The following is a 25,480-nucleotide window of genomic DNA, read 5'->3' on the forward strand; positions in this document are numbered from 1 at the left end:
ATGCAGTTCCATGGTGTGCCTGAAAGATAATCAATTGATTTCCAAGGACCTCGCAGCGCCTTTCCGAATCGGAGATGTATCCGTGCGGAACCGTGTTGTGCTGGCGCCGATGTCCGGCGTCACGGACATGCCTTTCCGCGAGCTTGCCTGGCGCTTCGGCGCCGGCCTCGTCGTCACCGAAATGGTGGCGAGCCGCGAACTGGTCAACGACACGGCCGAATCCTGGTCGCGGCTCAAGGCGGCGGGCTTCCGGCCGCATATGGTGCAGCTTGCCGGCCGCGAGGCGCACTGGATGGCGGAGGCGGCCAAGATCGCTGCCGATCACGGCGCCGATATCATCGACATCAACATGGGCTGCCCCGCCAAGAAGGTGATCGGCGGTTATTCCGGCTCGGCGCTGATGCGCGATCCCGATCACGCGCTCGGCCTCATCGAGGCGACGGTCAAGGCCGTCGATATTCCGGTGACGCTGAAGATGCGCCTCGGCTGGGACGAGAATTCGATCAATGCGCCCGAGATTGCCCGCCGCGCCGAGGCGGCCGGTATTCAATTGGTGACCATCCATGGGCGCACCCGCATGCAATTCTACGAAGGCCGCGCCGATTGGGATGCGATCCGTCCCGTCCGCGAGGTGATCTCGATCCCGCTGATTGCCAATGGCGATGTCGAGACTGCGGAAGATGCGCAGGAAATCCTGCGTCGTTCCGGTGCCGATGCCGTGATGATCGGCCGGGGTTGCCAGGGCAGGCCGTGGCATGCCGGCGTCATAGCGGGCGCCGCCGCGCCACGATCACAGGAGATCGCCGATATCGCCGTCGAACACTACGCAATGATGCTGGATTTCTATGGCGAAGCGGTGGCGATCCGCCATGCCCGCAAGCATCTCGGCTGGTATCTCCAGCGTTTCGCCCCGGATCTCGCCGGCGACGAAAAGGCCGGCATCATCACCTCGCGCGATCCGCGCGAGGTGATCGCGCGCTTTTACGATGCGTTGTCGGCCGGTGTTGACGACAGCCGGGAGGCCGCATGACGAAGGATATGACCTCTCCGCCCGATCAGGCCGGCGGAACTGTTGCCATGGCTGTGCTCAATGCCATCCAGAACCCCGTCATCATGGTCGACGAATCCGGCTTCGTCGTTTTCGCCAATTGGGAGGCAGAGGCTTTCTTCGGCGCCAGCGCCTCGCATCTGGCGCGTTACCGCATCTCGACCTTCATTCCCTTCGGCAGCCCGCTGCTCGCTCTGATCGATCAGGTGCGCGAGCGCAGGGGGCCGGTCAACGAATATCGCGTCGACCTGAGTTCGCCCCGACTCGGCCAGGACAAGCTCGTCGATCTCTACGTCGCCCCCGTGGTGAGCGAGCCCGGCGCGGTCGTCATCGTCTTCCAGGAACGCTCGATGGCCGACAAGATCGATCGGCAGTTGACGCATCGCGCCGCCGCCCGCTCGGTGACCGGTCTCGCCTCGATGCTGGCGCATGAGATCAAGAATCCGCTTTCCGGCATCCGCGGCGCTGCCCAGCTGCTCGAACAATCGGCGGTCGACGACGACCGGGCGTTGACCCGGCTGATCTGTGACGAAACCGACCGCATCGTCTCGCTGGTCGATCGCATGGAAGTCTTTTCCGACGAACGCCCTGTCGATCGCATGCCGGTCAACATCCATTCCGTGCTCGATCATGTGAAGGCGGTCGCCAAAGCGGGTTTTGCCCGCAACATCCGCGTCACCGAGAGCTACGACCCGTCGCTGCCGGCCGTCTATGCCAATCGCGACCAGCTCGTCCAGGTCTTCCTCAATCTGGTCAAGAATGCCGCCGAAGCGGTCGGTGACCGGCCGGATGGCGAGATCATGCTGACCACGGCCTATCGCCCCGGCATCCGCCTTTCGGTCGCCGGCACGCGCGAAAAAATCTCGCTGCCGCTGGAATTCTGCGTCCACGACAATGGCCCAGGCGTTCCCACCGATCTGTTGCCGCATCTCTTCGATCCCTTCATCACCACCAAGACGAACGGCAGCGGCCTCGGCCTGGCGCTGGTCGCCAAGATCATCGGCGATCATGGCGGCATCATCGAATGCGACAGCCAGAACAGCCGCACGACATTCCGCGTCCTCATGCCGGCGTCGAAGGACGCCTCGCTCGAAGACGCCTCTTCCGCAAGCTCGACAGGACCTTCTCGATGACAGCCACGATCCTCGTTGCAGATGATGATGCGGCCATCCGGACCGTGCTCAACCAGGCTTTGAGCCGCGCCGGCTATGACGTTCGCATCACCTCCAACGCCGCTACCCTCTGGCGCTGGATTTCGGCGGGCGAGGGCGATCTTGTCGTCACCGATGTGGTGATGCCCGACGAAAACGCCTTCGACCTCCTGCCGCGCATCAAGAAGGCGCGCCCCGAACTGCCGGTCCTGGTCATGAGTGCGCAAAACACCTTCATGACCGCCATCAAGGCCTCCGAGAAGGGCGCCTACGACTACCTGCCGAAGCCTTTCGACCTCACCGAATTGATCGGCATCATCGGCCGCGCGCTCGCCGAGCCGAAGCGCAAGCCCGCCAAGCTCGAGGAGGACGTGCAGGACGGCATGCCGCTCGTCGGCCGGTCGGCGGCGATGCAGGAAATCTACCGCGTGCTCGCCCGCCTGATGCAGACGGATCTGACACTGATGATCACCGGCGAATCCGGCACCGGCAAGGAGCTCGTTGCCCGTGCCCTGCATGATTACGGCAAGCGCCGCAACGGCCCATTCGTGGCGATCAACATGGCGGCGATCCCGCGCGACCTGATCGAATCGGAACTGTTCGGCCATGAGAAGGGCGCCTTTACCGGCGCCCAGACCCGCTCGACCGGCCGCTTCGAGCAGGCCGAAGGCGGAACGCTCTTCCTCGACGAGATCGGCGACATGCCGATGGATGCCCAGACCCGGCTTCTGCGCGTGCTGCAGCAGGGCGAATACACCACCGTCGGCGGCCGCACCCCGATCCGCACCGATGTCCGCATCGTCGCCGCCACCAACAAGGACCTGAAGCAGGCGATCAACCAGGGCCTTTTCCGCGAGGATCTCTATTACCGCCTCAACGTCGTGCCGCTTCGCCTGCCGCCGCTGCGCGACCGCGCCGAGGATATTCCCGATCTCGTGCGCCATTTCATCCAGCAGGCCGAAAAGGAAGGCCTCGGTTCCAAACGCTTCGATCAGGAAGCGCTTGAGTTGATGAAGGCCTATGCCTGGCCGGGCAACGTCCGCGAGCTGGAAAACCTCATTCGCCGCCTGATGGCGCTTTATCCGCAGGATGTCATCACCCGCGAGATCATCGATGCCGAACTGCGCTCCGACGTGCCCGACAGCCCAATCGACAAGGGGCCGATCCGCAGCGGCTCGATGACGATCGCGCAAGCCGTCGAGGAGAACATGCGCACCTATTTCTCCGGCTTCGGCGAAAACCTGCCGCCGCCCGGTCTCTATGACCGGGTGCTGACCGAAATGGAATATCCGCTGATCCTCGCGGCGCTCACGGCAACGCGCGGCAACCAGATCAAGGCGGCGGATCTCCTCGGTCTCAACCGCAACACCTTGCGCAAGAAGATCAGGGAGCTCGGCGTTTCTGTTTATAGAAGCTCCCGCACCGCGTGAAAGCAGGCGGTGGGCTCCTCGTGTCCGCCCACCGCCTCTTCCCCCAGTATCCGCCGCCACGGTCGGGAACAAAACTAAATCTATCCCAGCCCCGTCACGGTTTGTATCTGCGCCTGCAAACAAAGGCGCAGTGTCATTTGATGGTCACATAGTATTTGCGAGCTGTTGTTTGCTGTCGGGCAAATGTCATTGAAGTTGCTGTGGTCGCCGCCACCGCGCCTGTGGATAAACTGTGGATAACAGGTGGATGGCACGCGGTGGTCGGTGGGTGATAGCGTCCCGCTTCCGCTCGGATGTTGCTAATCCGTTCTAAGTCGCGTGATCGGCCGTTGCTTCTGTCGACTTAATGGCAGGGTGCCATTTAGGGTTCCGATACCAAGCATCGAGATAGGAAATATTGCTACGGCCTCGCAAGTGACCAGCGCCTCGTCAGCCATTGGAATTAACGCCTTCAGTCACCTCGGTTTCTGAGTTTCGCACAATGCATCGAAAACCCAGGTGGCTCGTCGACGTGTCGACCGGCTCAGGATGTCGTGCGGCGGGACGATAACGGCGGCAATAGTTGGGCGCGCAAAGGTGCGATCCGCCCTTGATGACTTTCCGGGGAATTCTGATTTCGGGCATGCAGGGATCATAGCTGTCACTTTCAGATGCACCGCGCGGATTTTGTGGAATGCAGCAGGCTTTGGACGCGTCGCCCTTATTCCGTGGTGAATACCAATCGGTTGTCCATTCCCACACATTGCCGATCATGTCGTACACGCCATAGCCATTCGCCGGAAATGCCCTGACTGGAGACGTCCGCTCGAAGCCGTCGTCCGCACTATTTTCGTGTGGGAATTGTCCTTGCCAGGTGTTTGCCATGTGTCTGCCTCCAGCGGTGAGTTCGTCACCCCAGGCATATTCGGCACCATCAAGGCCGCCACGCGCCGCGAATTCCCATTCAGCTTCCGTCGGAAGCGATTTGCCGGCCCAGGCCGCATAGGCTGCGGCGTCCTGATACGCGACATGCACGACAGGGTGATCGTCCAGTTTACGGATCGAACTGCCCTTTCCATACGGATGACGCCAGTTCGCGCCGAAAGTGAATGTCCACCACTGCGAAATGTCACGAAGGTTGACCGGATGGTTCGGAGGCAAGAATACTGCGGAACCGGCCTTGAGAAGATGTGGGGGTGCACCAGGATAATCTCTTGGATCAGGAGCGATCTCGGCAAAAGTCACGTAACCGGTGGCTTCGACGAATTCTCGAAATTGGCGGTTTGTGACCGGTGTCCGATCCACCCAAAAGCCATCGACGGTCACGCGATGCATGGGCGCTTCCTCAGGATAATACTTGTCTGAGCCCATCCGAAATGTGCCGCCAGGAATGTAGGCCATCGTCAATTCCCGGGGATGCGCAGCCCTCACGGCTGGCTTGCTCAAGGGCGTCTCGCCTCGTTGAAGCAGCGAAGCCTTGGATCTTTTTTGCCTTGGAAACTCGTGCTTTGTTGCTCGCAGCACCGCGACCTCCAATTGTCCGCCGATTGCTCCTTGGCCTTTGGTGCCGGCGCATACTGCCGCCGGAGCCGAAAGGCCGACTTGAGCATCCATTCACAGCCACTGCGGAAAGTCTCGGGCGAAGATCTCGCGCAGCCTTGGATTGTTGATTCGAAACCGCGAAATCAATCAGAGGTCACGGCTCTCACGCCTTGACCGAGATTTGTTTTCGAATCATACCATTGAATGGTAAGGTGATGCTAATATAATTATCGGCGACCGGCCGCGGCGGGGGGCTCGTATTATCTCGGTTAAGTACCTGATCAGCATATATTTCCGAACTACAGCTGTCGCGGCCGCCGGCCGTGCTGGATGGCTTTGCGCTCCGCGATATTCGCTGAGCGAACGAAAGGTCTATGCAGCATGATCTGAATCGCCGCGAAGGGGCGGCGAATCTCTTGGGGGGATAAGAACTTGAAATACTACATTGGATATGCCGCCATCTTTCTAGGCGCAATGACCGCTTGTGGCTCACTCGAGGCGGCGGATATGACGTCGCTTTTGAACCCGGAGGCAAAACCTATAGAGACCCAGAGTGGATGGACTTTTACGTTTGCCCCTTATTTCTGGGGTGCGAGCATGTCCGGAGACATGGCGCAGTTTGGCCTTCCTCAGGTTCATGTCGACGCAAGCTTCGGCGATATCTTTGAGAACCTCGATTTTGCGATGATGGCCATTGGCGAAGCGCGCTACGATCGCTTCAGCATCTTCGGCGACATCATGTACACCAAGCTCTCCAATGACGCCGACACGCCAAGGGGTCTCATCGTGAACAACGTCGAGGTTACCTCCAAGACTTTTGCCGGACTGCTCGGCGTGGGCTATTCGGTCCTTGACGGTCCCAACGGCCGTCTCGATGTCGTGGGCGGTGCCAGGCTCTGGTCCGTTGACACCAACATATCTTTCAACGGCGGCATTCTTGACGGGGTTTCCGAGGACGACAGCGCCACATGGGTGGACGCCCTGGCCGGCATCAAGGGTGACTACTTTTTCACACCGAAAGTCTTCCTGACGGGCTGGGGACTTGTCGGCGGCGGCGGTGCAGATATCGATTGGGATGTTATGGCAGGGCTCGGCTACAAGTTTAACGAAACCATCTCCGCCGTCGCGGGCTACCGCGCCCTCGGCGTCGATTATCGCAATGACGGCTTCGTATTCGATGCCGTCCAGCAAGGCCCGATTCTGGGCCTTGCGATCCGGTTCTAGCGGGTTTCCTCCGACAGAAGAGTTCTATCCGGATTTCTTTGGCGCAGTTTTCGAATCAGTCGGCTATTGCGCCGCCAGAGGAGATGCTGTGCTTGCCTTGGTGACCGGTGGGGGAGTCCATCTGCCCGTCAGAGCATCGGGCTTTGGTGCATAGAGCCGCATTGTCAGGTTGTACCGCCCTTGAGGTGCTGGCAACCAGTTCCATTCCATGTCCTTGCCGGGGCTCTCGTTTTGGAAATAGAGATCGAGTGAACCGTCGGCGTTGTACTTGAACGGCATCCAGCTGCTGACTGCGAAGCGGTTGAGGGAATTGGCAACCTGGAATCCTTCGTCGTCATATAACGTCACAGACCAGAAGGCTTGGACCGGTGGAATTTGATCCTTGTCAAAGTGGATCGCGTAGTTGTTTCCGCCATCAAGCGGCTGGCCGTTTTCGTCGGCAAGATTAAGCGGATAGATGGCGTCTTCGGGCAGGTTGGCGCCGAGACCTTGTTGGGCAATGATGGCGCGCTTTAGATAGTAATTGCCATATACGCCCATCGTGTCGGTATTCATCGACCAACCGTTGGCGACGCGTGCCAGCGTCTTCACCTTCCAAGCCATCAGCGCCTGAGCGTCCTGTGGAACTGTCTCGAGCGCCTTTTGGACGACCGCATCTGCTTTGGAAAGATCGAAACTCTTGCCTGATTCAATGCCGATCCTCTGCATTCGGGCAAGCAAGGGCTGATCGGTAATGTGCGGCGGATGAAGTTTCAGGAGCTCGGCAGCATAGGCGAAATAAGCTCCTGCCGAGGCGGTATCGACCTGGGTCTTGGGTGGGGTCTTCATATCCACCGACGGGTCGATTTTCACCGGTGCCGGTTTTGCCTCCTTTCCCCACTCCGAAAGCAATGTGACGGTGTAACCGTCCTGGACCTTATGAACGGCGTCATAGTCAGGCGGTCCATCGGTCTTTGTCCGTCCGATGACCCATACATAGGGTGTCGGTGCATTGATCCGTTGGGTTCCCGCCGGCAGCTTGAACTCATCGAACCCTTCACTGAGATCAGGCCGCCAGCCAGGAGGGGCAATCAGGAAATGGCCGGCCGCAGTTCCGGTGGTCCGCCAGCCGGGTGCCGCGAACACGTCCGTCCACATATCCAGCATGGGCAGCAGGTAGAAACGTCCGCCGGTGTCGGGCGCCGAAACAACGACCGGTTCTTTCGTCAAATCAAGCCAGGCGCTCGAATATAGAGTGTCGAAATTCGGTCGGACCACGACTTTCATGTCCGCCGGAGGAAACTCGAGGATGTTGTTAAACTGATTTGACGGGCCGCCGATCGCACCCTTCTTGGCTTCGACGTTGGTCAATTGCTTCCGGGTGATGTCCATAGATAGTAGTGGATAGAAATAAACGTACGCTTCCACGCCTATCGCATGCGCCTCTTCTTCGCTGATGGAGTTCGCATCTGCCGCGCCGATCGAAAAAGCCGCGAGGCCAAGAGCGAGAAAAGCTGCAGGTCTTAATTTGCAGAGTAGGTTTCCGTCATCATTCGTCAGTGCACGCATTGCTTCCTCCTGTTGTTAAGATCAGGTGAAATGCGAATGGATCTATTGATGTATCCCCTGGGCACATAGCTGCTTTGTGGCTGCGTGCCGGGTGGAATTATAAATAGAAAGCTAAACTAGGGATAGTTACACCAATACCGGAGGCAACTAACTCATACGGGTGCAACCAGTAATTGGGGGTGATTGAGACAACCATGGAACGAAGATCGCAGCTTGCGACCGGACGGGGAAGGCCATCATGCATCAGCATTTTCGCTGATGTCGTGCTCGCGAAATCTTTGGCACACCAAGGGACATCCCCGTCATCCTAAAAGACTAATTGAAACGGTGCGTCATTGAGACGACCATGATGACAAGGAAGCAGATCGTCGCGCGCTCGGACATGACAATTGATTGCGATTACATCGACCGCACATTGGTATGCGTCAGGCTACATCAGAAAGTTGCGCGTCGACAGCTTTGCCGATCTATCCTGAGATCCGGAAGCCTGAGCGTTCATGCACTCGCTTTATCCCTGCCGGTGGAGGCTTGATCATCAACGGACTGTTCTTGCGCAAAATGCCGGACAAACCGGTGGGCAAAGGGGAGGCAGAAACTGATGGACGAGGACGCTGATAACAAGATCGGTCCAAAAAAGTTTACGCGCCGGACAATGCTTACGACTGGCGGTTCGCTGGCGGCGGCGCAAATCGCTGGCAGGATTGGCGTGCGCGGATTGGCCGCCACGCTTGCTTCCGGAACGGCGACTTTGGCACAGTCGACCAAGCCGAACATTGTTTTTATCCTCGCCGACGATTTGGGTTGGAAGGATGTCGGGTTTCATGGCTCTGACATAAAGACGCCAAACATCGACCAACTGGCGGAAAAGGGGGGGCGGCTTGAGCAATTCTACGCCCAGCCGATGTGCACACCGACCCGGGCGGCGTTCATGACGGGGCGTTATCCGTTCCGCTACGGCATGCAGACCGCCGTCATTCCCCAGGGCGGCACCTACGGCTTGGCGCTCGATGACTATCTCTTGCCGGAAATGCTGAAGGAAGCAGGCTACGCCACCGCTGCCAGCGGCAAATGGCATCTCGGCCACGCCAAAACGGCATTCTGGCCGCGCCAGCGCGGCTTCGATTCATTCTATGGCGCTCTGCTTGGCGAGATCGATCACTTCACGCACAAGTCGGCAAACGGCAATGCTGATTGGTACCGGAATAACGAAGCCATCGAGGAGGAAGGATTCGACAATATCCTGTTCGCTACCGAAGCCGTGCGAGTGATCAATGAACACGATCAGTCGAAACCTTTGTTCCTGTATCTGGCCTTCACGTCGCCGCATACGCCCTTCCAGGCGCCAAAGGAATATCTTGAACGTAACAGCCACATCGCCGACGAGAGCCGTCGAGGCTATGCAGCGATGATCTCGGTGATGGATGATGGCATTGGCAGGGTCGTCGAAGCTCTCGAAACGCGCGGCATGCGCGAGAATACGCTCATTGTCTTTCACAGCGACAACGGCGGCGTGGTCGATGCCTTCTTTGCGGGTGAAAGCGATGTCAAGGGCAAGCTTCCGGCCGACAACGGTCCTTACCGGCAGGGAAAGGGGACGACCTATGAAGGAGGCACCCGCGTCGCCGGCCTGATCAACTGGCCGGGAAAGATCGTGCCTGGCTCGGCCGACGGAATGATGCACGTCGTCGACATGTATCCGACCTTGGCGGCGCTCGCCGGCGCTAGGCTCGGCAAAAACAAGCCGCTCGACGGGATGGACATGTGGCCGATGCTTGGCGAAGGAAAGCCATCGCCACGCACGGAGATCGTCTACAACATCGAACCAATGACTGCCGCCGTCCGCCAGGGCGATTGGAAGCTTGTGTGGAAGACGACGTTGCCGCCGAAAGTCGAGCTCTTCGATCTTTCGAAAGATAGGTCCGAGACCACAAACCTTGCCGATCAAAACCCCGAGATGGTCAAGAAACTGCAAGCGCGAGTGATCGAGTTCGCCTCACAGATGTCTCCCCCCTTAATCATGCAGGACGCCGTGCGATTGCTCTTGCATTCGGACACGGTGCTGCCCGACGCGGCCGAAATGTTTAATGTTGGCGATTGAGTGATTTGGCGGCTCATCCCGAGGACGAGCGGCTTGGAATTTTGTCGGCCGGGCTCTCTCGTTCCAAAGCTCGCACCAGCGCCGCCGAACCGCCGGTCAGTCGAAGCGATTTTCCCCGCTGTTCGACAGGGCGATACCTTTACGGTCCTTCCCGCGACATTCGCTCGAATGTCACATCGCCATCATTGTTTTGCGAGAACGACGGGAGCCCCAGTTCCAAAACGAGCTCGGCTGTCTTTCTCTGGGCTGGTTTCAGCAGCTTGTTGCGCCGAGGCTCGTATATCGTCGTTCATGCCATAGATTAAGCCGATCGGTCGTTGATCGATCGTGTGATGTCAAGGCCGGTTACCGGCCGGCACATGTTCATAATTTGCAGGAGCTACATGATGGAATATCGTCGTTTGGGAAAGTCGGGCCTGCAGGTGAGCGAGTTCTCCTTCGGCTCATGGGTGACATTCGGCAAGCAGGTCCATGGAGGCGACGCCGTCGACCTCATGAAGCTTGCCTATGACAATGGGGTGAACTTCTTCGACAATGCCGAAGGATACGAAAGCGGCAAGTCCGAGATCGTCATGGGCGAGGCGCTGAAATCGCTTGGCTGGAGCCGTGACAGCTTCGTCGTCTCGAGCAAGGTCTTCTGGGGTGGCCAGAAGCCGACGCAGCGCGGCCTGTCGCGCAAGCATGTGACCGATGCCTGCCATGCCGCGCTGAAGCGGCTTCAGGTCGATTACCTCGATCTCTATTTCTGCCACCGCCCGGATATCGACACGCCGGTCGAGGAAACGGTCCGGGCGATGCACGATCTCGTCGCCCAGGGCAAGGTGCTCTATTGGGGCACGTCGGAATGGTCGGCGCAGCAATTGACGGAAGCCTATGCCGTGGCCCGCGACCTGCGCATCACGCCGCCGACCATGGAACAGCCGCAGTACAACATCTTCGAACGCCAGAAGGTCGAATCCGATTATCTGCCGCTCTACGACCTCATCGGCCTCGGCACCACCATCTGGTCGCCGCTCGCCTCGGGCGTCCTGACCGGCAAATACAATGACGGCGTGCCGGCCGACAGCCGCATGAACTTGCCCGGCTATGAATGGCTGAAAGAGAAGTGGTCGAGCGACGCCGGCCGCGCCCAGCTCAAACAGGTTGGCGAACTTGCGAAACTCGCGGACGAGATTGGCCTGTCGATCACCCATCTCGCCTTGTTATGGTGCCTCGCCAATCGCAACGTCTCCACAGTCATTCTCGGCGCCTCGCGCGCCAGCCAGCTACAGGACAATCTCGCGGCCCTTTCACACAGACAGAAGATGACGCCTGAGGTGCTGGACCGGATCGACGGGATCGTCGGAAACAAACCGGAAGGCCCGCGCCGATTCTGAAGCCGTCGCGCGCGACTTCGCGCTGACGACCTGCATGAAAACAGAAACCTGAAGGCTGCGGCATCAGGTCGACAGGCGCGGATCGTTCCCGACCCGCGCCTGTGGCACCATTCGGCATGCGACTACGCGAGGGCTTCCGCCTGACGGAGGAAGTTCTGGAACTGCTCCTCCGGGACGAATGAACCGCCTGTTGTCCAGAGCACATGCGTCGCCCGCGACATCTTCTTCTCGATGCCGTGCACCGTTTGGAAACGCCGACCTTCCCTATGACGCAAAAGGAAGTCGGGCCCGAGCAAGGCGGCGGCGGCCGAAGGCTCCAGCTTCTGCCTTTGGGTAATCCACGCCATGCGAAGCAGCTTGAACAGATCGTTGTCGGCGGCCGTGTAGACGCCGGCGAGCATCTCGCGCATCACCTTGGCCACGAAGGCCGACATGCGGGCGACGGCCATGCCGTCGGCTTCGGTCTTGTTGGTCAGGCCGACGTCGTAGACCGACACCAGCTCCTGCGAACCCGACATCATGTGGACGAGGGCGCAGGGCGACTGAACCGGCTCGACGAAGAAGGCGTGCACGTTGTCGCCGAAGATCGCCTTGGCGCCGAAGGCGACGCCACCCGGTGCGCCGCCGATGCCGCAGGGCAGGTAGAGGAAAAGCGGATTTTCCTCATCGATCGTGATCCCACGCTCGTCGAGTTGCGATGCCAGCTCCGACGCCGCTGCGCTGTACCCGAGGAACAGGTGCCGCGATTGTTCGTCGTCGACGAAATAGATCGTCGGATCGGCGTCGGCGATGTCGCGGGCGTTTTCGACGGCGGTCGTATAGTCCGCCTCGTGCTGGATGACATCGACGCCGAGCTTCCGCAGGCGCTCGACCTTCCAGGCCTTGGCGTCGGACGACATGTGAACCGTGGCTTTGAAGCCGAGCGCGCGCGCGGCGATGCCGACGCTCAAGCCGAGATTTCCGGTGCTGCCCACCGCCACGGTATAGGCTGAAAATAACGAGCGGGCCTCTTCGGTTGCCAGCTTCCGGATATCCTCGCCGTCAGCGAGCAGTTCGTTCTGACGGGCGAGGCCTTCGGCAAAGAGGAAAACCTCGTAGACGCCGCCGCGCGCCTTGATGGAGCCGGCAACCGGCAGGTGGCTGTCGGCCTTGATGAAGACGTTGCCGAACTCTCTCGTTCGATAGCCGAGCGCCTCGCGGAGTTCCTTGAGTTCGACCAGTTCGGAGCGGATCTCGCCGCCCGTATCCTTCAGTTCCGGAAAGCATTCGGCAAGAAGCGGCGCCAAGCGCTGCCAGTTCTGGCGCGCGCTCTGCACATCGGCCGGTGAAACCGGCAGGTCCGAGGTATCGATCGCCTGTTTCCGGTAGGACGGATTGAGCCAGAGGGTCGGTCGGCCCGCGAGAACATCATCGCGAGCGGGATCACTGGGCAGTATCGTGTTCATGGACATTTCCATTCGTGAGCCGGGCTGGTCAGTGTCTTAGGACGCGGGCGAGGAAAGAGCGAGCCCGGTCGTTTTTCGGATTGTCGAAGAACTCGTCCGGCTTCCCGATCTCGATGATCGAGCCTTGGTCGATGTAGACGACGCGGTCGGCGACCTCTCTTGCGAACCCCATTTCATGGGTCACCACCATCATCGTCATGCCCTCGGTGGCCAGTTCCCGCATGACGTCGAGGACTTCGCCGACCATTTCGGGATCAAGCGCGCTCGTGGGCTCGTCGAACAGCATCAGATGCGGTTCCATGGCGAGCGAGCGGGCGATGGCCACGCGCTGCTGCTGGCCGCCGGACAGCTGGCCCGGATATTTGTGCGCATGCGCCTTGAGGCCGACGCGGTCGAGGAGCTTCATGGCGGTGGCTTCGGCCTCTTCCCGCGACTTTTTGCGGACCCGCATCGGCGCGATGGTGATATTGTCCAGCACTGTTTTGTGCGGGAACAGGCCGAATTGCTGGAAGACCATGCCGACGCCCTTGCGGATCGCCGCGAGTTCGCGTTCGCCGCCAAGCTTCCGGTCGGCCTCGACGGGCATTTCATAGCCGTCCACGACGAGGCTGCCGTTCTGGTACATTTCGAGGCCGTTGACGCAGCGGATGAGGGTCGACTTTCCTGAGCCGCTGGCCCCGAGAATGACCATGACTTCGCCGCGTGTGACGGCGAGATCGATGTCCTTGAGCACATGGTGGGCGCCGTAGAACTTGTTCATGCTTTTCATTTCGACGATGGCGTTCATCGTGATCTCTCCGTGTTGGAACAGCTCAGCGGGCACTCGTTGCCATATGGTCTTCGAGCTTTCTGGCGGCATAGGTGATCATCGAGCCGACCAGAAAATAGGTGACGAGCAGGAACGAGAGGACTTCGAAAGTCCGGTCGCCATATTGTGGGTTCGCCAGGATCATCTGCCCCGCGCGGAGAAAATCCGTCAGTCCGATGATGAAGACGAGCGGCGCGGAGTTGAAGATGTCGAGCACGTTGCCGACCAGCGGCGCCACCACGACCCGGAGCGCTTGTGGCAGAACGATCGAGCGGTTGATGTCGAATTCGCTGATGCCGAGAGACCTTGCCGCCTCGGTCTGGGCGCGCGGAACTGCCTGAAGCCCGCTTCGGACATATTCGGCGACATAGGCGGAGTAGAAGATCGTGAAGCCGATCATGCCGCGCGCGACGTCGGCCAGTCCCCACTGCGGCGCAAGGACCGGCATGAGGATCCAGATCCAGTAGACGACGAGGATGAGCGGCACCGAGCGCATGACCTCGATGTACCAGGTGCAGATGATCCTGAGACTTGAGAGCCGGCTCTGCCGTCCGAAGGCGAGCAGGATGCCGATCGGCAGAGACAGGACCGACGTCACCAGCGTCAGCAGGACGCTGAGAAGAAGTCCGCCCCAGAGCCCCACGCCCGGAGGGGCCATGACCGCCACGACGACGATGAAGCCCGTAAACGCCGCAGCCGGCATCGCCTTCCTGGACAATGGCACATACGACGTCAGCGCCCATCCCAGCGCGGTTGCGGCCACGACGCCTGCCGCAGACAGGGCGTTCTGCGGATCGCCATGATCGGCGATCAAAATCAACAAGGGGACGAGGACGAGAACCAGCCCATGGTGAGGCTTGAACGAAAACACGCAGCCGAGACCGGCGCCGAGGATCGCTGCGATGATCGCTGACGCCGTCCATGCGCGCCACGCCTGATCGGCTGGAAAAACGCCGATCATCAGCACCCGCAGGCTCTGCACGATGATATCCCACCTTGCCGTGGTGAGCGCCCAGTCAAGGATCGAATAGGCGAGCCAGAGCGCGCCAGGAATGACCAGCAGCGACAGGGCGACGTCGAAAGGCTTTCCGAACAGGTTGTGGCGGGTCCACTTTATTGAGGTGGCGATCATTGCGACACTCCCATGGGGTTAAGACGGCGGTTCGCCCAGTACACGGACGAACTGATGATCCAGCTGAGGATCAGGTAGGACGCCATGACGATGATGATGCCTTCAAGGCTGTGGCCGGTCTGATTGGCGATCGTCCCGTAAATGTTGAAGAGATCCGGATATCCGACCGCGATCCCGAGCGCGGTGTTCTTGGTCAGACTGATATACTGATTGCCGAAGGAGGGGAGAACGACGCGGAACACTTGCGGAAGGATGATGTCGTTGACGGTGTCGCGCCGGCTGAGCCCCAGCGACCCCGCGGCTTCCCATTGGGCCTTCGGAAGAGCGTCGATCGCGCCGCGGACGGTTTCGGCGATGAAGGAAGCGCTGCTCACGACGATGGCAAGCAGAAGGGCTGCCATCTCCGGGCTGATGCTGGTTCCCCCGCTGGCCTTGAACTTGTTGGCGACGGGGAAATTTACGGTCATCCCGCCGGTCGCGACCAGCAGCCCGAGGCAGACGACCGCCGCGCCGACGCATATCCGCCGCGCTCCACGGATGGGGTCGAATATTGCGCCGAGCGCCGACACTCCTGTGGCGGTGACCAGGATCAGCGAAAGGGTGGATGCGTCGCCGGTCCAGGACAGCGTGGGGACGTATATGCCTTGCTGGCTGACGATAAGGCCGCCGTAGAGCTTTGCTGCAGACGCCATGGGAGGAAAGTGCAGGACGACCGCGAAATACCAGAAGACGAGCTGTATGAGCAGCGGCGTGTTGCGGACGAACTCGACGATCCAGAAACAGAGGTTTCTCACCACCCAGTTCGTGGAGAGACGGCCGACGCCGAGCATCGTTCCGAGGATCGTGCTGAGGATGATTGCCAGCAGTGCGATCTTGGCGGTGTTGAAGATGCCTGTGACGAAAGCCGACGCGATCGACATCTCCGAAGAGAACTGGGTGAGGTTGGGGACGAAGCCTTCACCAGATGTCAGCGTCCATCCTTCGCTGATATCGAAGCCGGCGGTGTTGGCAAGAAACGAGAAGCTGAACCGTATGCCTTTCTCGGCAAGGCCAGCCTTGACCGCATATGCCAGCATGCCGAGCAGCACGACGACCAGAGCGACGATTCCGAGCTGGATCGCTTCGTGCCGGATGCGATTGCGCAGGCGCCGCGACCTCAGTCTATCACTCTCTGCCATGCCGCGGATCGCACTCGTTTCGTGGATTGTCATGTTCAGGCTCCAAGAGCTTGGGGGGCGAAACGTGTGGTTCCGACCCCCGGAAGGCATCAGTTCCAGAGCGGCGAGTAGATTGCGCCACCCTGCGTCCACAAGGCGTTCGGCGTGCCCTTGCGGTCGAGATACATCTTGGTCTTCGGACCGAGGTTACGATCGTAGGCCTCGCCGTAGTTGCCGACGGCCTTGATCGCCTGAGCAATGAAATCGTCGGAGAGGCCGAAGTCCTTGCCGTAGCCACCGCCGACGCCGAGGAACTTCTGAATGAAGGGATCTTCGCTCTTCAGCTTTTCGGCCAGATTGGCTTGGGTGATCTCGGACTCCTCGGCCTGGAAGAGGCCGTATTCGATCCAGCGCAGCGCGTTGCGCCACTTGGAGTCGTTGGCAGCCACGAAGCCGCCGAACGGGGACTTGTCCAGCGTATCCGGGAGGATCAGATAGTCGGCTGGCTTCGGTGCATTCCCCGCCCAGGCGGCAAGGGCTGATTTGTCGGTGCTCATCGCATTGCAACGACCCGAGTTGAGAGCGGAGAAAAGCTTCTCGAGGTTTTCATAGGTCAGAACCTTGGAGTCCTTCCAGCCACGCGCCTTGAAGGCAGCAGCCAGAACGGTCTCGGTGGCCGATCCCTGCGTGGTGCAGATCGTTGCGCCATCGAGGTCTGCGAATTCCTTGATCCCGGCATCGGTTTTCACCATGAGGCCGGTGCCGTCGTAGAAGTTGATTGGCAGAAAATCGATCGCGATCGACGATTCGCGCGCCGGTTTGATCGTGGTGTGGGCGAAGACGACATCGACCTGGCCGGTGAGGACTGCGTCAAAGCGGCTCTTGTCGGTCACCGTGATGAACTTGACCTTGGAGGCGTCGCCGAGAACGCCGGCGGCAACCGCTTTGCAGAAGTCGACGTCGAGCCCTTCCATCTGTCCGGTCGTAGTATTGAGATAGCCGAAGCCGGGAGCGGTGTTGTCGGTGCCGCAGTTGAGCACACCGCGCTGCTTGACCGTGTCGAGAACGGAGGCGGAAGCATTGGCCGCCGTGAACGCAACGCCTGCGAAAACGCCGGCAGTCAGGATTTTGAGTAGTTTCATCGAAGTTCCCCTTTCGGATCGCGTAGTGACGGTGACGCCAAATCAATGAGCGATGGCTCGATCGAAAGTCCGGTAAGACGCTGGAGGCGTTATCGCCTTTCTGACTGCGTCGTTCCCACTATTGGCCAAGGTCTGCGCGCGATCCTCGCTCCCAGTCCCATCAATTGGCAGATGGAGAGTAGGAGCGGGGTCTCTTCAAATCTACTTAATTCTCCTGAGGTGATACATTAGGAAATTTGTTGTTTTGTTGCCTCGGAATGATGGAGGTTTTGTCAGCATGGGGTCTGTTGCGTCGGCCCCGGGCGTCAAGACAGGGGCGGCTTCTCGGCCATTCGGTCAAGGAACACCTGAAGGGCCGGACTGCGCTTTTCCTCTTTGCGGAAGGCGATAAATATCCTCCGGCGGATTTCCGGAACGAGCCTGCAGACCCAGACGTCTTCGAGATCATAGCTGGCGCGCAGGCCAGGCAGGATCGAGATGCCGTAATTCTGCCGGATCAGCGCAATGGTCACTTCGAATCCCTTGCACCTCGCCACGATGTTGGGCTTGAATCCCTCTTCCTGACAGGCCTCCACCAGCATCCTCGTATAGGTGTCGGAAGCGGTGTCGATCGCCCACCGGTCCTCCCGAAGCTCATGCAGGCCAACGGTTGGCCGCTCCGACAGCCTGTGATCCTTGGAGACCATGACGTTGAACACGTCCTCCATCAGGAAGATCGTCTCGATATTGGGATCGAGCGCGCCGGTCGATATATTCAAGTCATCGATAATCGCGACATCCGTCTGCCAGCTTCGCAGCGCGGCAACGCTTTCGCCCGGCTCCATTTCTTCGAACTGGACGGTGAGGTGAGGGTGCCGTTCGGCAAGGTCGTAGACGACCTTCGGAATGACGGCGGCCGCCACGGAAGGAAACGCCGCTACCCGAAGTTCGCCGGAAACGACGCTTTTCAATTCGGCAATGTCGGCTTTCGCCGATTCGATTTCGATCAGGATCTTCTCTGCCCGCAGCACCAGCTGCTGGCCGGCGGGCGTCATGACAACGCCCCGCCCGCGTCGCTCGACGAGCCGTATGCCCACCTCTTCTTCAAGAAGCGCAATTTGCTGCGACACGGCCGACGGCGAGACGTGTAAGGCTTCTGCCACCGCCGCCATGGTCTTGCGGATCGACAGTTCGCGCAGTGCCCGCAGACGTCCGACATCCATAACGACCTCCTCGCAGCCCCGAAATCATTAGCATATCTGAACGTATAAGCAAATATTATTAACTTTTTCTGGCGTTTCGATCGATCTAGGGTCCGCCTCACGAATTCGAGGAATTGGAGAACTCAGATGACCAACGCTGCAAGGGTGCATTTCAACACCACCGTCCAGGAGGCTGATCCACTCGTCGCCGATGCCCTCGCGTCCGAGCGGGCCCGCCAGCAGAACCAGATTGAGCTCATCGCTTCAGAGAATATCGTCAGCCGTGCGGTTCTCGACGCCTTGGGGCACGAGATCACCAATAAGACACTCGAAGGCTATCCGGGCAATCGTTTTCACGGTGGCGGGCAGTTCGTCGACATTGCCGAGCAGGCCGCGATCGACCGCGCCAAGCAGCTGTTCAATTGCGGCTACGCCAACGTTCAGCCGCACTCGGGGACGCAGGCCAACCTGGCCGTCTTCTTCCTGCTTCTCAAGCCAGGCGAAAAGGTGCTTTCGCTCGACCTCGCGGCCGGCGGCCACCTGTCGCACGGCATGAAGGCGAACCTGTCGGGCCGCTGGTTCGACGCCAACAATTACAGCGTCAACCCGCAGAACGAGGTCATCGACCTTGATGAGATGGAACGCATCGCCGAAGAAATCCGCCCGAAGCTGCTGATAACAGGTGGTTCGGCATATCCGCGCGAACTCGACTTCGAGCGCATGTCGAAGATCGCAAAGAAGGTCGGCGCCCACTTCCTGGTGGATATGGCCCATATCGCCGGCCTCGTTGCCGGCGGCGTCCATCCTTCGCCGTTCCCGCATGCCGACATCGTGACCTGCACCACCACCAAGACGCTACGCGGTCCGCGTGGCGGCCTGATCCTCACCAACAACGAGGAATGGTACAAGAAGCTGCAGGCGGCAGTGTTTCCCGGCGTCCAGGGATCGCTGCACAGCAACGTCCTGGCCGCCAAGGCGATCTGCCTGGGTGAAGCCCTCCGCGACGATTTCAAGCTCTATGCCCGCCAGGTCGTTGAAAACGCGAAGGTTCTCGCCGAAACGCTGGCGGATCGTGGCGTTCGCATCGTTTCCGGCGGCACCGATACCCACATCATCCTGCTCGATCTGTCGAGCAAGGGACTGCTTGGAAAACAGGCTGAGACGCTGCTCGCCAGGGCGAATATCACATCCAACAAGAACCCGATCCCCGGCGACAGCCCTCGTCCTCCGGAGTGGGTCGGCATGCGCCTTGGCTCCTCCGCTGCGACGACACGTGGCTTGAAGGAGGAGGAATTCCGGGTTCTCGGCCATGTCATCGCGGATCTCATTGACGCCGAGACAGAGGGCAGGACCGACGAGATCGTCGGAACTGCCAGAGCGAAGATCGCGGAATTGACCGAGAAGTTCCCGGTCTACGGCCACTAAGGCAACGTACCCATGCGGAAATGCCCCGCCCACATCTCCGGGCGCGGCATTTTGCTGGTTCGAGCTTGGATGCAATGGAGCACCCCATGGGAATGGACAGATTCACACGCGCCGCAAACATCGATGGCAAAGAGTACGCAGCAGGGCTCTTGCAGCGCATCAAGGCCGATGTCGAAACGCTGGAGGCAACGACTGGGGCCGTTCCCGGTCTGGCCGTCGTTCTGGTGGGGCACGACCCGGCAAGCGCAATTTATGTGGCTTCAAAGCACCGTCAGACGGTTGCCGCCGGAATGAAGTCCTTCGAATACCGGCTTGCTCAGGAAACCACGCAGGGCGAACTTCTAGACCTAGTGCATCACCTTAACAACGATTCAGAAGTGCATGGAATTCTTGTTCAGTTGCCGCTGCCGGCGCATTTGGATCCGAACGCCGTGATCCAGGCCATCAATCCCGACAAGGATGTCGACGGCTTCCATGTGTCGAATGCGGGCCGCCTTGCAACGGGCAACCCGGCTTTGGTTCCCTGCACCCCTCTCGGCTGCATGATGCTCATCAAGGATACGCTCGGCGAGAGCCTCTCCGGCCTTCATGCCGTCATCGTCGGCAAGTCCAACATCGTCGGAAAACCGATGGCGCAGATGCTGATGAATGCCCACTGTACCGTCACGGTCGTTCACTCGCAGACGAGGAACGCGGCAGAACTTTGCCGGGCGGCCGACATTCTTGTCGTCGCGGCCGGTCGGGCGGGCCTGGTTCGGGGTGACTGGATCAAGCCCGGCGCCGTCGTGATCGACGTCGGCATCAACCGGATACAGGACGGCGAAAAATCGCGGATCGTCGGCGACGTGGCATATGGCGAAGCCGGCCACGCGCGCGCCATCACGCCGGTGCCGGGCGGCGTCGGCCCGATGACGATCGCATGCCTGCTGTCCAACACGCTCACCGCATTCCGCCGCCACCACGCGATGATCGCCGCGGCCTGAGACGACGAACAAGGAGATAGACATGACCATCACGGCCCCTCGCTACGCTCTGCGTGTCGCATGCCCGTCGATCCGCGGCGTGACGGCCGCCATCGCCGGCTATCTCTCCCAGAACGGCTGCAACATCTCCGACAGCGCGCAATTCGACGACGCTGACACCGGACGCTATTTCATGCGGATCAGTTTCCAGCCGTACGACGGCCATACGCTTGACCAGCTTCGTCAAGGCTTCGAGCCGATCGCCGACAAGTTCGAGGCGAAGGCCGAATTTTTCGATGAGACCGAAAAGAAGAAGGTGATCCTGATGGTGAGCCGCTTCGGACACTGCCTGAACGATCTCCTCTATCGCTGGCGCATCGGGGCGCTGCCGATCGACATCGTCGGCGTGATCTCCAACCATACGGATTACCAGCGGGTCGTCGTGAACCACGACATCCCGTTCCACTGCATCAAGGTGACTAGGGAAAACAAGCCGGAGGCCGAGGCGAAGCAGATGCAGATCGTCGAGGAGTCAGGCGCCGAACTCATCGTGCTGGCCCGCTACATGCAGGTCCTGTCCGACGACATGTGCCGCAGGATGTCCGGCAGGATCATCAACATCCACCATTCGTTCCTGCCGAGCTTCAAGGGCGCCAATCCCTATAAGCAGGCATTCGAACGGGGCGTGAAGCTCATCGGCGCGACCTCGCACTACGTCACCGCAGACCTCGACGAAGGCCCGATCATCGAGCAGGACATCGTCCGCGTGACACATGCGCAGAGCGGCGAGGACTATGTGAGCCTCGGCCGTGACGTTGAAAGCCAGGTGCTCGCCCGAGCCATCCACGCCCACATCCATGGCCGGGTATTCATCAACGGCAACAAGACCGTCGTATTCCCGGCTTCCCCCGGTTCATACGCGTCGGAGCGCATGGGTTGAGCGCTGCTTAGCCCACGCTCATGTCACGATGCGGGATTGCCCATATTCGTGGGCAACTCTCCTTAGTGACGGAACGCGATCCTGCGCGGCTTGACAATGTGACGGAGTGCGTTGCATTTTCGCCACATTGCGTTGCTTAAAGGTCACGCAAGGGTTTTGGACATTCGCTCCCGATCGAGTCGTTGCAGCGCTGGCTTTCTTGAGCCGGCGTTCTTTGGTTTCGATCGGATGGCGAGGGCGGCGGGTGCCGTCTGAAGAGAGGCCGAATGACGCAGGATGGGGTATCGCCGGCGGCGGCGGGCGAGGCGGTGACCACGGTGACCGATCGTCGCGCCCTTTTCGCCGTGCCTGGCCTGGTGCTCGCCGGCGGCGCGCTCCTCTGCGCCACGGCCACACTTTTCGTGCTGCTCGGCCTGACCCCGATCGCGCCGAGTTCGCATGTCGTCATCACCTCGGTCATCGTCAATTCCTTCTTCGTGCTGACGCTGCTGGCGCTGATCGCCCGCGAGGTGGCAAGGCTGCTCAAGGCGCGCACCCGGGGCAGGGCGGCGGCACGCCTGCATATCCGCATCGTCGTGCTTTTCTCGATCGTCGCGATCACGCCGGCGATTCTCGTCGCCATCTTCGCGAGCATCACGCTGAATGCCGGCCTCGACCGCTGGTTTGCGCTGCGCACCCAGTCGATCGTCAGCTCGTCGCGCAATATCGGCCAGGCCTATATGATGGAGAATGCCAGCTATCTGCAGGGGCAGACGGTCTCCATGGCCAACGATCTGGAGCGCAATCGCGCACTCTACAGCCTCGACAGAACGGGTTTCGCCGACCTGATGACGCGCCAGGCGAGGGGCCGCGGCCTGCTCGGTTCCTTCCTCGTCGAGCGCGACGGCTCGGTGATCGTCCAGGCCGATATTTCCACCGAAAAACCTCTGCCGGCGATCCCGCAGGATGCGCTGGAAAAGGCCGCTGCCGGCCAGCCGACGCTGATTCCGCCCGGTGTTACCAACCTCGTCGGCGCCATCATCAAGCTCGATGCCATCCAGGGCACCTTCCTCTATACGGTGCGCGCCGTCGATCCGAAGGTCATGGGCGCCATGCGGATGATGGAGGAGAACGCCACCGAATACCGCTCGATGGAGGCCAACCGCTTCTCGTTGCAGGTCGCCTTCGCCGTGCTCTATATCGGCTTCGCGCTGATCGTGCTGCTTGCGGCGATCTGGACGGCGATCGCCGTTGCCGACCGCATCGTCCGGCCGATCCGCCTGCTGATCACCGCGGCCGACAGCGTCGCATCGGGCAATATGGATATCGTCGTGCCGGTGCACGCCGTCGATGGCGACGTCGCCAACCTGTCGCGCACCTTCAACAAGATGATCTCGGAAATCCGCACCCAACGCGACGAGATCCTCGAAGCCAAGGACGAGGTCGACGACCGTCGCCGCTTCATCGAAGCGGTGCTTTCGGGCGTGACCGCTGCCGTCATCGGCGTCGAGCAGGATCGCCGCATCGCCATCGTCAACAGTTCGGCCGAGACGCTGATGTCGCTGTCTGCCGACGAGATGCTCGGCAAGCAGCTGGCCGATATTGCGCCTGAGGTCGATCAGGTGCTGACCGAAGCGGCGGCGCGTCATCGCGGCGATTTCCGCAAGCAGATCGCGCTGGTGCGCGGCGGCACGGTGCGCACACTGAGCGTGCAGGTCACCCGCGAGGAAGTGCGCGACATGAGCGAATCCTACGTGATCACGCTCGACGACATCACCGACCTCGTCATCGCCCAGCGCTCGACCGCCTGGGGGGATGTGGCAAGGCGCATCGCCCACGAGATCAAGAACCCACTGACGCCGATCCAGCTTTCGGCCGAGCGCATCCAGCGCCGCTACGGCAAGCAGATCGACCCGGACGACCGCACCGTCTTCGACCAGTGCACCGATACGATCATCCGCCAGGTCGGCGATATCGGCCGTATGGTCGACGAATTCTCCGCCTTCGCCCGCATGCCGAAGCCGACCAAGGAACCGAGCGACCTGCGCGATATCCTTCGCGACGCGATCTTCCTGCGCGAGATGGGCAATCATCACGTCAGCTTTGCGCAGGATTTCGGCGAGCAGCCGCTGGAGGGCCTGTTCGATAGCCGCATGCTCGGCCAGGCTTTCGGAAATCTGATCAAGAATGCCGTGGAGGCGATCGAAGCCGTCCCGAGCGACGAACGCGACGAACGCAAGATCCTCGTTCGCGCCGCCTTCGATGCCGGCCGCGACCGCTTCACCGTCGATGTCATCGACAATGGCCGCGGCCTGCCCGTGGAGAACCGCCACAGCATTCTGGAACCCTATATGACGATGCGCGAGAAGGGCACCGGCCTCGGTCTCGCCATCGTCAAGAAGATCATCGAGGAACATGGCGGGCAGCTCGAGCTGCACGATGCGCCCGCCGATTTCGACCGGGGAAGAGGGGCCATGATCCGCGTGCATCTGCCGCGCCGGGATCCGACGCCCGCTGCTCCCGCAGCCAATGACAAGGAAAGCGTTTATGGCCTCTGATATTCTCGTCGTCGACGACGAGCACGATATTCGCGAGATCGTTTCCGGCATTCTCTCGGACGAGGGACACGAAACGCGCACGGCCCATGACAGCGACAGTGCGCTGGCGGCAATATCCGACCGCGTGCCGCGGCTGATCTTCCTCGATATCTGGATGCAGGGCAGCAAGCTCGACGGTCTGTCGCTGCTCGACGAGATCCGCACCCGCCATCCGGACTTGCCCGTGGTGATGATATCAGGTCATGGCAACATCGAGACCGCCGTTTCGGCGATCAAGCGCGGCGCGTTCGATTTCATCGAGAAACCCTTCAAGGCCGACCGGCTGATCCTGATTGCCGAGCGGGCGCTGGAAAATTCGAAGTTGAAGCGCGAGGTCTCCGAGCTGAAGCGGCGCACCGGCGATGCGCTGGAGCTGATCGGCACCTCGGTCGCCGTTTCGCAGCTGCGCCAGACGATCGAGAAGGTCGCGCCGACCAACAGCCGCATCATGATCCTCGGCGCCTCCGGTTCCGGCAAGGAGCTGGTTGCGCGGATGATCCACAAGAAGTCGGCCCGTGCTAACGGCCCATTCGTGGCCATCAACGCTGCCAACATCACGCCCGATCGCATGGAGGTGGCGCTGTTCGGCACGGAGGGGACGCCCGGCCAGGCGCGCAAGATCGGCGCGCTCGAGGAAGCCCATCGCGGCATCCTCTATCTTGACGAAGTCGGCGAGATGCCGCGCGAGACGCAGAACAAGATCCTCCGCGTGCTGGTCGATCAGCAGTTCGAGCGTGTCGGCGGCTCCAAACGCGTCAAGGTCGATGTCCGGATCATCTCCTCGACCGCCTATAATCTCGAAAGCCGCATCACCGAGGGATGGTTCCGCGAGGATCTCTATCATCGCCTCGCCGTCGTGCCGGTGCGTGTGCCGCAGCTTGCCGAGCGCCGCGAAGATATTCCCTTCCTCGTCGACCAGCTGATGCGCCAGATTTCCGAGCAAGCCGGCATTCGTCCGCGCCGCATCGGCGACGACGCCATGGCCGTGCTGCAGGCGCATGACTGGCCGGGCAACATCCGTCAGCTGCGCAACAACATCGAGCGGCTGATGATCCTTGCCCGCACCGACGGGCCGGATGCGCCGATCACCGCCGACATGCTGCCGACCGATCTCGGCGACATGCTGCCGAAGGTGTCGGCCAAGAACGATTATCACATCATGACGCTGCCGCTGCGCGAAGCCCGCGAGATGTTCGAGAAGGATTACCTGATCGCCCAGATCAACCGCTTCGGCGGCAATATCTCGCGCACCGCCGAATTCGTCGGCATGGAACGTTCGGCGCTGCACCGCAAGCTGAAGTCGCTCGGCGTCTGAT

At 60.6% G+C, this 25,480-nt stretch carries 19 protein-coding genes; 11 read left to right on the top strand and 8 right to left on the bottom strand.

What is annotated here, in order from left to right; all coding sequences use genetic code 11:
- The first annotated feature begins 10 nt into the window (after positions 1–10).
- The 3 genes from dusB to ntrC are packed head-to-tail and all read left to right on the top strand — an operon-like array spanning position 11 to position 3,629.
- Positions 11–1,030, top strand: coding sequence for a tRNA dihydrouridine synthase DusB (gene dusB / locus RHEC894_RS10185; RefSeq protein ID WP_085737175.1), 1,020 nt, complete (start codon positions 11–13; stop codon positions 1,028–1,030).
- Entirely contained in the window at positions 1,027–2,181 is a 1,155-nt protein-coding gene (locus tag RHEC894_RS10190) for a nitrogen regulation protein NR(II) (RefSeq protein ID WP_085737176.1), read from the top strand. Before dusB ends, RHEC894_RS10190 begins: the two co-directional genes overlap by 4 nt.
- Positions 2,178–3,629 (top strand): nitrogen regulation protein NR(I), encoded by a 1,452-nt coding sequence (gene ntrC / locus RHEC894_RS10195; RefSeq protein WP_085737177.1) that lies wholly within the window; start codon positions 2,178–2,180, stop codon positions 3,627–3,629. Before RHEC894_RS10190 ends, ntrC begins: the two co-directional genes overlap by 4 nt.
- Before the next feature lie 429 nt (positions 3,630–4,058).
- Here ntrC and RHEC894_RS10200 read toward each other — a convergent pair whose 3' ends face one another.
- Positions 4,059–5,009 carry a formylglycine-generating enzyme family protein gene (locus tag RHEC894_RS10200; RefSeq protein ID WP_164517682.1) on the bottom strand — a complete coding sequence of 317 codons (951 nt, stop codon included), beginning with the start codon at positions 5,007–5,009 and terminating at the stop codon, positions 4,059–4,061.
- A gap of 615 nt (positions 5,010–5,624) precedes the next feature.
- Here RHEC894_RS10200 and RHEC894_RS10205 point away from each other — a divergent pair.
- The gene (locus RHEC894_RS10205; protein WP_085738931.1) at positions 5,625–6,374 is read left to right on the top strand and encodes a hypothetical protein; all 750 of its coding nucleotides are present in this window, start codon (positions 5,625–5,627) and stop codon (positions 6,372–6,374) included.
- A 63-nt stretch (positions 6,375–6,437) separates the two neighbouring features.
- Here the strand turns inward: RHEC894_RS10205 and RHEC894_RS10210 are convergent, their stop codons facing one another.
- Positions 6,438–7,922, bottom strand: coding sequence for a DUF1254 domain-containing protein (locus RHEC894_RS10210; RefSeq protein WP_085737178.1), 1,485 nt, complete (start codon positions 7,920–7,922; stop codon positions 6,438–6,440).
- 598 nt (positions 7,923–8,520) lie between these two features.
- Between RHEC894_RS10210 and RHEC894_RS10215 the strand changes: the two genes are divergently transcribed.
- Positions 8,521–10,020, top strand: a complete 1,500-nt coding sequence (locus RHEC894_RS10215; protein WP_085737179.1) for an arylsulfatase — start codon at positions 8,521–8,523, stop codon at positions 10,018–10,020.
- Between the two features lie 386 nt (positions 10,021–10,406).
- Positions 10,407–11,396 (top strand): aldo/keto reductase, encoded by a 990-nt coding sequence (locus RHEC894_RS10225; RefSeq protein WP_085737180.1) that lies wholly within the window; start codon positions 10,407–10,409, stop codon positions 11,394–11,396.
- 122 nt (positions 11,397–11,518) lie between these two features.
- On the opposite strand, the gene RHEC894_RS10230 is transcribed toward RHEC894_RS10225, so the two are convergent.
- From RHEC894_RS10230 to RHEC894_RS10255, 6 genes are all read right to left on the bottom strand, one after another.
- Entirely contained in the window at positions 11,519–12,841 is a 1,323-nt protein-coding gene (locus tag RHEC894_RS10230; RefSeq protein ID WP_085737181.1) for a D-serine ammonia-lyase, read from the bottom strand.
- A gap of 28 nt (positions 12,842–12,869) precedes the next feature.
- Positions 12,870–13,628, bottom strand: a complete 759-nt coding sequence (locus RHEC894_RS10235) for an amino acid ABC transporter ATP-binding protein (RefSeq protein ID WP_049735604.1) — start codon at positions 13,626–13,628, stop codon at positions 12,870–12,872.
- Positions 13,629–13,653: 25 nt separating this feature from the next.
- Positions 13,654–14,781: an amino acid ABC transporter permease gene (locus RHEC894_RS10240; RefSeq protein ID WP_071086602.1), complete on the bottom strand. Its 1,128-nt coding sequence runs from the start codon at positions 14,779–14,781 to the stop codon at positions 13,654–13,656.
- Positions 14,778–15,992, bottom strand: a complete 1,215-nt coding sequence (locus tag RHEC894_RS10245; protein WP_085737182.1) for an ABC transporter permease subunit — start codon at positions 15,990–15,992, stop codon at positions 14,778–14,780. The genes RHEC894_RS10240 and RHEC894_RS10245 overlap by 4 nt, the downstream gene beginning before the upstream one ends.
- Positions 15,993–16,048: 56 nt before the next feature.
- The gene (locus RHEC894_RS10250) at positions 16,049–17,080 is read right to left on the bottom strand and encodes a transporter substrate-binding domain-containing protein (protein ID WP_071086606.1); all 1,032 of its coding nucleotides are present in this window, start codon (positions 17,078–17,080) and stop codon (positions 16,049–16,051) included.
- Positions 17,081–17,385: 305 nt separating this feature from the next.
- Positions 17,386–18,282 carry a LysR family transcriptional regulator gene (locus tag RHEC894_RS10255; RefSeq protein ID WP_071086608.1) on the bottom strand — a complete coding sequence of 299 codons (897 nt, stop codon included), beginning with the start codon at positions 18,280–18,282 and terminating at the stop codon, positions 17,386–17,388.
- A gap of 126 nt (positions 18,283–18,408) precedes the next feature.
- Between RHEC894_RS10255 and glyA the strand changes: the two genes are divergently transcribed.
- The 5 genes from glyA (at position 18,409) to RHEC894_RS10280 (ending at position 25,479) form a co-directional block, all read left to right on the top strand.
- Positions 18,409–19,686, top strand: a complete 1,278-nt coding sequence (glyA, locus tag RHEC894_RS10260) for a serine hydroxymethyltransferase (RefSeq protein WP_085737183.1) — start codon at positions 18,409–18,411, stop codon at positions 19,684–19,686.
- An 86-nt stretch (positions 19,687–19,772) separates the two neighbouring features.
- Positions 19,773–20,669, top strand: coding sequence for a bifunctional methylenetetrahydrofolate dehydrogenase/methenyltetrahydrofolate cyclohydrolase FolD (folD, locus tag RHEC894_RS10265; RefSeq protein ID WP_085737184.1), 897 nt, complete (start codon positions 19,773–19,775; stop codon positions 20,667–20,669).
- 22 nt (positions 20,670–20,691) lie between these two features.
- The gene (gene purU, locus RHEC894_RS10270; protein ID WP_071086614.1) at positions 20,692–21,588 is read left to right on the top strand and encodes a formyltetrahydrofolate deformylase; all 897 of its coding nucleotides are present in this window, start codon (positions 20,692–20,694) and stop codon (positions 21,586–21,588) included.
- 266 nt (positions 21,589–21,854) lie between these two features.
- Complete coding sequence (locus RHEC894_RS10275; RefSeq protein WP_085737185.1) at positions 21,855–24,125, top strand: PAS domain-containing sensor histidine kinase; 2,271 nt, start codon at positions 21,855–21,857, stop codon at positions 24,123–24,125.
- Positions 24,115–25,479, top strand: coding sequence for a sigma-54 dependent transcriptional regulator (locus RHEC894_RS10280; RefSeq protein ID WP_085737186.1), 1,365 nt, complete (start codon positions 24,115–24,117; stop codon positions 25,477–25,479). Before RHEC894_RS10275 ends, RHEC894_RS10280 begins: the two co-directional genes overlap by 11 nt.
- Position 25,480 lies beyond the last annotated feature (1 nt).

The organism is Rhizobium sp. CIAT894 (genome assembly GCF_000172795.2).
Lineage (GTDB): Bacteria > Pseudomonadota > Alphaproteobacteria > Rhizobiales > Rhizobiaceae > Rhizobium.

Coding starts and splice junctions, on each gene's coding strand:
- dusB (WP_085737175.1), top strand. CDS start 11: ATGGTGTGCCTGAAAGATAATCAATTGATTTCCAAGGACCTCGCAGCG.
- RHEC894_RS10190 (WP_085737176.1), top strand. CDS start 1,027: ATGACGAAGGATATGACCTCTCCGCCCGATCAGGCCGGCGGAACTGTT.
- ntrC (WP_085737177.1), top strand. CDS start 2,178: ATGACAGCCACGATCCTCGTTGCAGATGATGATGCGGCCATCCGGACC.
- RHEC894_RS10200 (WP_164517682.1), bottom strand. CDS start 5,009: ATGGCCTACATTCCTGGCGGCACATTTCGGATGGGCTCAGACAAGTAT.
- RHEC894_RS10205 (WP_085738931.1), top strand. CDS start 5,625: ATGACCGCTTGTGGCTCACTCGAGGCGGCGGATATGACGTCGCTTTTG.
- RHEC894_RS10210 (WP_085737178.1), bottom strand. CDS start 7,922: ATGCGTGCACTGACGAATGATGACGGAAACCTACTCTGCAAATTAAGA.
- RHEC894_RS10215 (WP_085737179.1), top strand. CDS start 8,521: ATGGACGAGGACGCTGATAACAAGATCGGTCCAAAAAAGTTTACGCGC.
- RHEC894_RS10225 (WP_085737180.1), top strand. CDS start 10,407: ATGGAATATCGTCGTTTGGGAAAGTCGGGCCTGCAGGTGAGCGAGTTC.
- RHEC894_RS10230 (WP_085737181.1), bottom strand. CDS start 12,841: ATGAACACGATACTGCCCAGTGATCCCGCTCGCGATGATGTTCTCGCG.
- RHEC894_RS10235 (WP_049735604.1), bottom strand. CDS start 13,628: ATGAACGCCATCGTCGAAATGAAAAGCATGAACAAGTTCTACGGCGCC.
- RHEC894_RS10240 (WP_071086602.1), bottom strand. CDS start 14,781: ATGATCGCCACCTCAATAAAGTGGACCCGCCACAACCTGTTCGGAAAG.
- RHEC894_RS10245 (WP_085737182.1), bottom strand. CDS start 15,992: ATGACAATCCACGAAACGAGTGCGATCCGCGGCATGGCAGAGAGTGAT.
- RHEC894_RS10250 (WP_071086606.1), bottom strand. CDS start 17,080: ATGAAACTACTCAAAATCCTGACTGCCGGCGTTTTCGCAGGCGTTGCG.
- RHEC894_RS10255 (WP_071086608.1), bottom strand. CDS start 18,282: ATGGATGTCGGACGTCTGCGGGCACTGCGCGAACTGTCGATCCGCAAG.
- glyA (WP_085737183.1), top strand. CDS start 18,409: ATGACCAACGCTGCAAGGGTGCATTTCAACACCACCGTCCAGGAGGCT.
- folD (WP_085737184.1), top strand. CDS start 19,773: ATGGGAATGGACAGATTCACACGCGCCGCAAACATCGATGGCAAAGAG.
- purU (WP_071086614.1), top strand. CDS start 20,692: ATGACCATCACGGCCCCTCGCTACGCTCTGCGTGTCGCATGCCCGTCG.
- RHEC894_RS10275 (WP_085737185.1), top strand. CDS start 21,855: ATGACGCAGGATGGGGTATCGCCGGCGGCGGCGGGCGAGGCGGTGACC.
- RHEC894_RS10280 (WP_085737186.1), top strand. CDS start 24,115: ATGGCCTCTGATATTCTCGTCGTCGACGACGAGCACGATATTCGCGAG.